At 31.9% G+C, this 7,560-nt stretch carries 14 protein-coding genes; 5 read left to right on the plus strand and 9 right to left on the minus strand.

The features are described from left to right. The 9 genes from FC87_RS07220 to FC87_RS06395 all read right to left on the minus strand — a co-directional run. Positions 1-155 (minus strand): EspF repeat-containing protein (locus FC87_RS07220; RefSeq protein WP_420864879.1); only part of this gene is annotated, 155 nt, incomplete at its 3' end. Between the two features lie 383 nt (positions 156-538). Continuing rightward, positions 539-1,381 (minus strand): PD-(D/E)XK nuclease-like domain-containing protein, encoded by an 843-nt coding sequence (locus FC87_RS06360; protein WP_056961949.1) that lies wholly within the window; start codon positions 1,379-1,381, stop codon positions 539-541. After that, the gene (gene bet, locus FC87_RS06880) at positions 1,323-2,207 is read right to left on the minus strand and encodes a phage recombination protein Bet (RefSeq protein ID WP_082619235.1); all 885 of its coding nucleotides are present in this window, start codon (positions 2,205-2,207) and stop codon (positions 1,323-1,325) included. The genes FC87_RS06360 and bet overlap by 59 nt, the downstream gene beginning before the upstream one ends. Further along, positions 2,197-2,460: a hypothetical protein gene (locus FC87_RS06370; protein ID WP_056961951.1), complete on the minus strand. Its 264-nt coding sequence runs from the start codon at positions 2,458-2,460 to the stop codon at positions 2,197-2,199. The genes bet and FC87_RS06370 overlap by 11 nt, the downstream gene beginning before the upstream one ends. Before the next feature lie 2 nt (positions 2,461-2,462). Next, positions 2,463-2,645: a hypothetical protein gene (locus tag FC87_RS06375; protein ID WP_054691156.1), complete on the minus strand. Its 183-nt coding sequence runs from the start codon at positions 2,643-2,645 to the stop codon at positions 2,463-2,465. 142 nt (positions 2,646-2,787) lie between these two features. Next, positions 2,788-3,015 carry a hypothetical protein gene (locus tag FC87_RS06380; RefSeq protein ID WP_054691154.1) on the minus strand — a complete coding sequence of 76 codons (228 nt, stop codon included), beginning with the start codon at positions 3,013-3,015 and terminating at the stop codon, positions 2,788-2,790. 189 nt (positions 3,016-3,204) lie between these two features. Next, complete coding sequence (locus tag FC87_RS06385) at positions 3,205-3,456, minus strand: hypothetical protein (RefSeq protein ID WP_156656542.1); 252 nt, start codon at positions 3,454-3,456, stop codon at positions 3,205-3,207. A gap of 77 nt (positions 3,457-3,533) precedes the next feature. Continuing rightward, positions 3,534-3,746 (minus strand): hypothetical protein, encoded by a 213-nt coding sequence (locus FC87_RS06390; RefSeq protein WP_056961952.1) that lies wholly within the window; start codon positions 3,744-3,746, stop codon positions 3,534-3,536. A 12-nt stretch (positions 3,747-3,758) separates the two neighbouring features. Beyond that, on the minus strand, positions 3,759-3,950 hold the full coding sequence (locus FC87_RS06395; protein ID WP_054691149.1) for a hypothetical protein: 192 nt from the start codon (positions 3,948-3,950) through the stop codon (positions 3,759-3,761). Between the two features lie 249 nt (positions 3,951-4,199). On the opposite strand from FC87_RS06395, the gene FC87_RS06400 reads away from it, so the two are divergent. From FC87_RS06400 to FC87_RS06420, 5 genes are all read left to right on the plus strand, one after another. Then, positions 4,200-4,535 (plus strand): helix-turn-helix domain-containing protein, encoded by a 336-nt coding sequence (locus tag FC87_RS06400; RefSeq protein ID WP_054691147.1) that lies wholly within the window; start codon positions 4,200-4,202, stop codon positions 4,533-4,535. Next, positions 4,525-4,932, plus strand: a complete 408-nt coding sequence (locus FC87_RS06405; protein ID WP_054691145.1) for an ImmA/IrrE family metallo-endopeptidase — start codon at positions 4,525-4,527, stop codon at positions 4,930-4,932. The genes FC87_RS06400 and FC87_RS06405 overlap by 11 nt, the downstream gene beginning before the upstream one ends. 30 nt (positions 4,933-4,962) lie before the next feature. Next, complete coding sequence (locus tag FC87_RS06410; protein WP_056961954.1) at positions 4,963-5,628, plus strand: hypothetical protein; 666 nt, start codon at positions 4,963-4,965, stop codon at positions 5,626-5,628. 174 nt (positions 5,629-5,802) lie between these two features. Next, positions 5,803-6,615: an Abi-alpha family protein gene (locus FC87_RS06415; protein WP_054691141.1), complete on the plus strand. Its 813-nt coding sequence runs from the start codon at positions 5,803-5,805 to the stop codon at positions 6,613-6,615. A gap of 206 nt (positions 6,616-6,821) precedes the next feature. Beyond that, positions 6,822-7,560: tyrosine-type recombinase/integrase (locus FC87_RS06420; RefSeq protein WP_156656543.1), on the plus strand; the 739-nt coding region annotated here is incomplete at its 3' end.

Consider the following 7,560-nt stretch of genomic DNA (forward strand, 5'->3'; position numbering starts at 1 on the left):
GTAATTGATAATTTCAGTAATTGCACCGTCGCGTTCGTGAGAACTCGACTTAGATGTTCTGTTAATCTCTGTAGTAGTCTCTGTGTAGTCTCTGGTATTGGTCTGCTCATTTTGACCCACTCCATTGGTGCATTTTGACCCACTGGCAGGGTCATTTTGACCCATCGACTGGCTCACTTGATTTTCGTCTAATTCGTATATTTTTTTATAATTTATTCGATACCATCTAGTATTATCAAAACCAACTTTGTTGTAATTCCCGGTTATAAGCAATCCCTGTTTTTTCAAACTCGTTAGTGTCCTTTTTAAAGTTGCTAAACTCCAAAATGGAAATTGTTTATTCCAATTTTGATAACTGTTATAAATCCACTTATTACCGTCTCTAACATTGTTTGTTCTGCCAATCCAATAATGGATTTGTTGAAGAACAATAGCTTCGTTTAGTCCAATATTTGTAGCCAAATTCGGAAGAACCATAATCGGTTGTTCATCTATTAAGAGATTGCTCATAATTTCATCTCCTTAAATTTATTGACTTTTAGCCAATTTTGAGCCAATCAATGGGTATGATGTTGGTTAGTTCCTTTTTTGAACGACACCAAGCACATCTACCACAAGCTTCTGGTTTTTCTTTACCATCAATAACGTTTTTAATGTGATCTTGTTTTTTAATCAATTTATTCATTTCGTCATCCATTAATTCTTGTGGAATTGAATAAATTCCTTTGTCTGGAATATCTTGTTTAGAAACAGCAATAATAAATGGGGCGATTTTTTTGCCAAACTGCTGTTTTACCAATTCTTGATAAATTGCCATCTGTAAGATGTAACCGTGAATTTCAGCAAAGTTTTGGTAGGTATGTTCTTGAGCATTCCAATATTTTTTATGCAAATCTTGCGTAGTTTTTAAATCTAAGAAAAGCCCCCGATCAAGTACTAAGCAATCAAGTTTACCTTTCCACTTGATCCCATCAATGGTTCCGGCTACAATAACTTCTTTATCGCCTTGATAAATAGCATCAAAATATGGATCATCTTTCAGCGTATTAATCATTTTGTCAGCATCTACAAAAGCTTTTTTCATTCCTTTTTCTGGATTGCCATATTTAAAGATTTCCTTTTTGTGGTCGTCTAAAAACTGTTGATGTGACTCCTCAGATTCAAAAAAGGAATGTAGATAGTTTCCAACTAGCAGTGGCGTTTCGTCTTGAAAACGACGATATTCGCCGTTTAGTTCAGCTAACGCCGCGTCCTCACACTGTAAGAAATTCCAATAGATGGATTTGCTCATGTAATCAAAATCGGTTGAATGGTCGTAATAATTATTCGAATTTAGACTCGATGTCTTTTGGGAAGAGTTCTTCTTGACCTGCTTTTCCATCGGTTGCTCCTTCCTTTTCTGAATCCTTAAAATCATCAATTAAATCCTTAGCTGTTTCAGGTTGCTTAGTTTCTTCAATATCAATATCTTTAGTTGTATCGGTTGAATCAGTTTTAGAATTTGTTTTAGAATTTGTTTTTGATTGTGTCTCTAGTGTTTGCTTATCAGTACTTTTTAAAAGCTCATCAACCGTTTTAGGGTTATCTTGGCTTTCTGTTTCTTCTACCTGCTTACGTTCCTCAGATTGAACATCTGGTTCATCTTCTGTGTACATACTTCCAAGTTGATCTGGAAAAGCTTCACGAAGTGCGTTTACAATCGCTGTTTTTCGGATCATGTTCATAGGCATTTGCTTCCAAGTAGCCTGTCCTTTACCAAACTCATCCAAACTAATTTCCACTTCGGTTGGATAGTCACGATCATCACGTTTAACTTCAGCCCATCCACCTAGTAATTTGTCAGATGGAAGCTTAATTGCTCCTGAAAGCTTCTTGATATCATCGTTACGTTGAACAATAATCCCAGCTTTAATACCTTTGAAGTGCGGATCGCTATTAGCTCGCTTCATAAAGGCTTCTTTTGATACGATGATTTGTGCTGGTTGACTGCCAAATTTAACCAGATAAGCTTCATTAATTAGTGGATTGAGTTTTTGATATTTGCAAAGGTTCAGGAACATTACGACTTCTTGATCAGTGATTTTTCCATTTCCGCTTACTAAATATTCTTTAACCGTGTTACCGCTAAGCTTTACTTCTTGACCATTGGCTACAAAATCAACGGAATGGTTCATTAACTGTTTGCTTTTTTCTTCTCTAGAATTCATTTTTTTCTCCCAAGTTTTCTCCGCATAGCGGACAGAATTTAATTGTCAGTGATTCACTAGGATTGAACTCATCTGCATATTTTTTAATTTGGTTTGTAGATGGCTCGCCTGGATAATCCATGCTAAAATATGATTTGATATCTTCTTCGTCATAATATTGAATTTCATTTCTAAGACGATCGATTATAAAGTATCCATATCCATATTCTTGATTTGATATGGCTGGACTTGTTTTACAAAAATCACAAGCCATTATTAGTTACCTTCCTTCATTTCTTTTATCTTAATAATTCCAGCAATCATTGCTTTTAGCTGTTCATGATCGGATTGGCTGGTATTAATCGTTAGCGCGTGTTTACTAGCAATGAACCTGACTCCCTTAGTCATTACTTTAAATTCAAAATCTAATTCAGGATGTAGCTTTACTAACGTGTCCATTTCAGTGCCAACCTTTCTAGCCAGTTTGGTTGCTTGCGGTACGTTCTCGCCTTATAATTAAAATGTGATAGATTGATTGCTATCAGTGTTTCTGGTCTCGTCGTACGTCCATACGATGAGGCTTTTTTTGTGTTTTTCATTGTTAAGCCACCTTTTCATATTTATCAGTACCGAAATTGTATCTATATCCGTATCCTTGAAAATTAATGATTGTGTCTAGATCAATTTCTTCGTTTGGTTCAAAGCCAAATGCTTCAACTAATTCACTGCGTAAATCCATTGCTTTGTCATTGAGATAAGCTCCTGATGCATTAGCCGCTTTTACATACTCATCAACGATTAGTTGCGTCCGTAATTTTTCTTTTGTCATTTTCTAATCTCCTTATTCGAAAAAGTCTCTAAATTTCAAGTCTTTAATATTTCCGTTGAAACACATGATCACTAGCTGAATCGTTGCTATAACAACCGGTACAGACAAAATTGTTAGAAAAATATTTCTAAAATTAATGATGAAAAAACAAATTATTCTAGTGATGAAGTCAATCATAATTAATCACTCCTACCATTTCGTCATGACGTCTTTGTATGGTTTGTCGTGAGCTGCTAACCACTGGTCAACCGCTGCTCGATGCCAAACTGGTTTTTTTTCGTTTTCAATTCCCGTTGGAAAATCTGGTTTGCACGTATAGTCTCTTTTAAGAGTTGCGGTGTCGATATTACCGAGATATTGACGAAGTGTTTTCTGATCAAGCTTGGCAGGCCAGTGATGACTACCACGAGCTTCGTCAATACCTTCAAAGATATTCAACACTCTATTCGCAACCATTTCTTCGATGTTGATTTTTACACCTTCTTTCGTTTGCTATAATCACTTAAATGTTTTAATCATCACTTTTTGTGGGGATTTTTTTGTTCTAAAGCTTTTGCATATAAAAGCTTATTAGCTGTACATAAAACTTTATTAGTCTCTTTAAAATTAAGTTCTGACTCAGAAAATAATTTAAGAATTGATTCAAAAGTAGAAAACTCTCTACTATTCATATTTGAAGTAGCTTTACTTAAAATTTCATCCGAATCATCAAAGTAATATTTTTTAAACATTCAATTCACCTCCTATTTGATTCCGTAATCATTGATAACTTTTAGAACGAATTCATTCGCTCGTTTATCGTTTTTACGGCCTTTGAGAATTGCGTAAACATCTTGTCTTGGTAATCCGTAAACTTTAGCTAATGAGCTTTGACGAATGTGGTTATCCGCAAGATATTTTAAGATTGCTTCCCGACCGTTTAATATTTCTGGCATTTTTTAGCCTCCTTTGCATAATCTTTGTAAGTTAAATAAAATTGACAAAAAGAAAACTATAGAATACTATTAGCCCATAGTTAAAGATTTTATAAACGGCTTTATGAATCCGTTTACTTGTTTTTTAACTGTTTGCTTTGCTTTTATATTTAACTTACAAGTCAAATATTAAACTATAGAATACTATTAGTCAACAAAAATATTCTATAGTTTACAAAAATAATTCAAAAAGATTGGATAAATATTGCTATGACAACGTTTGAAAGAATTAAACAAATTTCAAAAAAACGTGGATATTCTTTGAAACAGCTAGGAATAAAATCAGGATTAAGCGAAAACACTATATATTCTTGGCAGAGAAAAAGTCCTTCTATTTCAAGCTTAGAAAAAGTTGCAAAAACCCTAGATGTTTCAACAGATTATTTAGTAGGCAAAGAGGAACCAGATAAAAAACAAGCTGATTTTGATGACCTATCTACGGTTATGAGATTTGAAGGTAAGAAAATACCTGAGGAAGATCGAGAAACACTCATAAATATGCTTAGATCTCTTAGGAAAGCACGTAGGGAAAAGAATGATAAATGATCTATTAAATTATGCTTTAAAAAACGGCATACAAATTCAAACTTCTAGCTTTTTTTCTCCAACTACACCTTCTGTTGCTGATACGGAAAGCAAATCAATAATTATAAATATGAATTGTAAAAATCAACAACAGTTACCATTTATAATTGCTCATGAAATTAGTCATATTTTAAACTGTGATCAAAGTGATGCAAAATTATGTTTTTCAACTTTGTTAAATACAAAGTATGAGTTTAAAGCTAATTGTGGAGCAATTGAATTATTAGTACCTTATTATCTAAATTCGTTAGACAATTATGAACAGGCAAATTTAGATGATTTTATGAAAATGTTTGCTATTCCTGTTGATATGCAAGATATATGTAAATGTAAAATTATTAATTACGTCCAAAAATGATCGACGTTAAAAGCTATTTGCGAGGTTAATATGAATATTTTTGTAATTCTATTTTTTGTGTTTGTTGGACTTATAGTTTTTTTTATTTTCAAAATTATAAAAAGTTCTTCGGATTTCAGTAGTGCACACACACAAGTTAAACAAGCCCCAGTAGATAACTTAGATCTAAAACATGGTTCCGAATATATTGAGCAACATGAAAAAATTGGCAATAAGTCAACCTTTGCAACAAAAAAAATATTAATCATATCCATAATTTGTTTAGTTGCAGTTGGTTCTGTAATTGGTTATTTACGTTACCAAAACGTTGTAAGGGCTAATAATTCTGTTAGGATTACCCAAGTTACATCTGACAAGGACGGATGGACAATTAAAGGAACAACTAAGGCTCCTGATGGTAGTGTTATTGCTGTTTTAAATAACCAGAATAAGCAGATATCATCTAATCCAGACAAAGGTGGAGTTTCGTATGTAAAAAACGGTGAATTTAAAACTTATGTTTCTACTTTGTCAGATATGGAAGATTTAAAAAATAAAAGTAATGCGAAAGTTAAAATAGCAACAATTCCTTATGTCAGCCTTAAAGATAATGAACGTGACATAAAAAAATCTGCTGTAAGATCAGTAAATGAAAATGCAAAAATAGTCAAATTGGATGTAACAAATAGTCAAGTTGATCAATATAATGGTGACTAAAAATCAGACGGGAAAATCAAGTTAATAACTGCAGATTGCCCTGCTATGAAGTAATTCATAGTAAGCATGGTAATCCTAATTAAGTAACTAACCGTCCTATCCCACATTGATATCACCTTGGTTCGATTCCGGGGGTGGGAATTGTAAAGGTATACATAAGAAAGGTATTTATAAATGTTTTTAGATAATCAAGATAATTCATTAAAACAAATTGAAGATCTCATACCAAAAAAATCATTACAAAAACTATTAGACCCATCTTGTGAAGTTGTAGGAAAAGGCTTGGCAGGAATTTTTACTTATGTTTTTCAAAAGCCTATTAAATATTATATTTTGCAAAAGCCATATTTTGATGATTTGGTAAATGGGGCTACGGATCAAATTAGCAAAATTCCGAGTAAAAATTTGGATAAATCAAAATCAGAAAAAGTTTTAAATATTATTGAACATTCAAAATATTCAATTTCTGATGATGAAATAAGAGAATTATATAAAAAAATTATTGCTAATTCTTTTGACAATAGGAAAAACAAGGAAATAAATAACTTTTTTTCGTACGTTCTTTCTAATTTAACTAATGAAGCTGCACAGCTTTTAAAAATAATATATAAAAGTAATAGAATCTGGATTAATTATATGAATATTTATGAAACTGAAAGGATAAAAATAAATACAAAAACATATATGCCCCAAAATACTATTTATAAAGGATTAGTTTACAATCCATATAAAAAGGAAATATTAGAATGTAAATCAGCTATTGATTTGTTAACCACTTTAGGCTTAGTCGAACATGGGACTCCTGGGAAAACAAAGAAAACAGATAGACAAAATAAAGAAATTAAGAAAAAAGCAGTTAAAGAAATCATTAACTGTAATTTAAACAATAAATTTAAACATATACATTTACACAATTTGTGGTTCGCTGATCAAGGTTTAATACTAAATGATCTTGGGCAATCATTTGCTCATCTTGTTTTTGACTAATTTTTCAAGCTCTATTTTTTTGTCAAATCTATTTTCTGTTTCTGCTATAAATTTAGTCATAAAATCTGCGTTAATTTTAAGTGCAAAAATAATAATTAAAATATTAGCAACGATTGTAATTAACATGGCAAAGATAACGAATATTATCATTTTATTTCCCCTTTTTTATTTTAATTATATCAGAACATATGTTTGGAGGTTAGACCATGGCAGATATTATCAAGAGGTACGGTAAATACCAAGCCCGAGTTGACTATTATGACGATGATGGTAAGCGCCATTTTAAATCTAAATCAGGGTTTAAGACTAAAAAAGAGGCACAGCTATTTGTTAGTCAGATGGTGGTGGACAAAATGTCTAAAAAGTTTGTGCCTAATACTCCTCCTCTATTTTATAAATATTTCTGGTCATGGTTTGAGACGTATAAAGAAAAAACAATTACTAATAGTACTATCCGTCAATATGTACATACTTATAATATATTAAAAAAATATTTGCCAACTATTACTGTAGACAAAATTAATAGAAATATTTACCAAAAGTTCATCGATGATTATGGTCAAAACCATGCTAAAGAAACTGTAATTAAGATTAATGCATTAGTTCACTCAGCCGTTAAGGATGCTGTTTACGATGGAATTATGGAAAAAGATTTTATTCCGAGAACTAGCCTTGTATACGATCCTAATAAAACTTGGAAAATTGATTATCTAAATGTTTCTGAAATGAAACAACTTGTTGAATATCTCAAAAACACCAGGACTAAAAACTATACTTCAAAATATATGATTTTATTAGCAATCTACACTGGTATGCGTCTGGGTGAAGTACAAGGGCTAAAATGGTCAGATATTAATTTTAATTTTAAAACTATCACTATTAGTCGCTCATGGAATGCCATTGAGCACAAATACCAGGAGCCTAAAACTGAATCATCAAAACGAA

This window comes from Fructilactobacillus florum DSM 22689 = JCM 16035 (assembly GCF_001436645.1).
GTDB lineage: Bacteria > Bacillota > Bacilli > Lactobacillales > Lactobacillaceae > Fructilactobacillus > Fructilactobacillus florum.

Coding starts and splice junctions, on each gene's coding strand:
- FC87_RS06400 (WP_054691147.1), top strand. CDS start 4,200: ATGACAACGTTTGAAAGAATTAAACAAATTTCAAAAAAACGTGGATAT.
- bet (WP_082619235.1), bottom strand. CDS start 2,207: ATGAATTCTAGAGAAGAAAAAAGCAAACAGTTAATGAACCATTCCGTT.
- FC87_RS06415 (WP_054691141.1), top strand. CDS start 5,803: ATGTTTTTAGATAATCAAGATAATTCATTAAAACAAATTGAAGATCTC.
- FC87_RS06360 (WP_056961949.1), bottom strand. CDS start 1,381: ATGGAAAAGCAGGTCAAGAAGAACTCTTCCCAAAAGACATCGAGTCTA.
- FC87_RS06410 (WP_056961954.1), top strand. CDS start 4,963: ATGAATATTTTTGTAATTCTATTTTTTGTGTTTGTTGGACTTATAGTT.
- FC87_RS06375 (WP_054691156.1), bottom strand. CDS start 2,645: ATGGACACGTTAGTAAAGCTACATCCTGAATTAGATTTTGAATTTAAA.
- FC87_RS06380 (WP_054691154.1), bottom strand. CDS start 3,015: ATGACAAAAGAAAAATTACGGACGCAACTAATCGTTGATGAGTATGTA.
- FC87_RS06390 (WP_056961952.1), bottom strand. CDS start 3,746: ATGTTTAAAAAATATTACTTTGATGATTCGGATGAAATTTTAAGTAAA.
- FC87_RS06370 (WP_056961951.1), bottom strand. CDS start 2,460: ATGGCTTGTGATTTTTGTAAAACAAGTCCAGCCATATCAAATCAAGAA.
- FC87_RS06395 (WP_054691149.1), bottom strand. CDS start 3,950: ATGCCAGAAATATTAAACGGTCGGGAAGCAATCTTAAAATATCTTGCG.
- FC87_RS06405 (WP_054691145.1), top strand. CDS start 4,525: ATGATAAATGATCTATTAAATTATGCTTTAAAAAACGGCATACAAATT.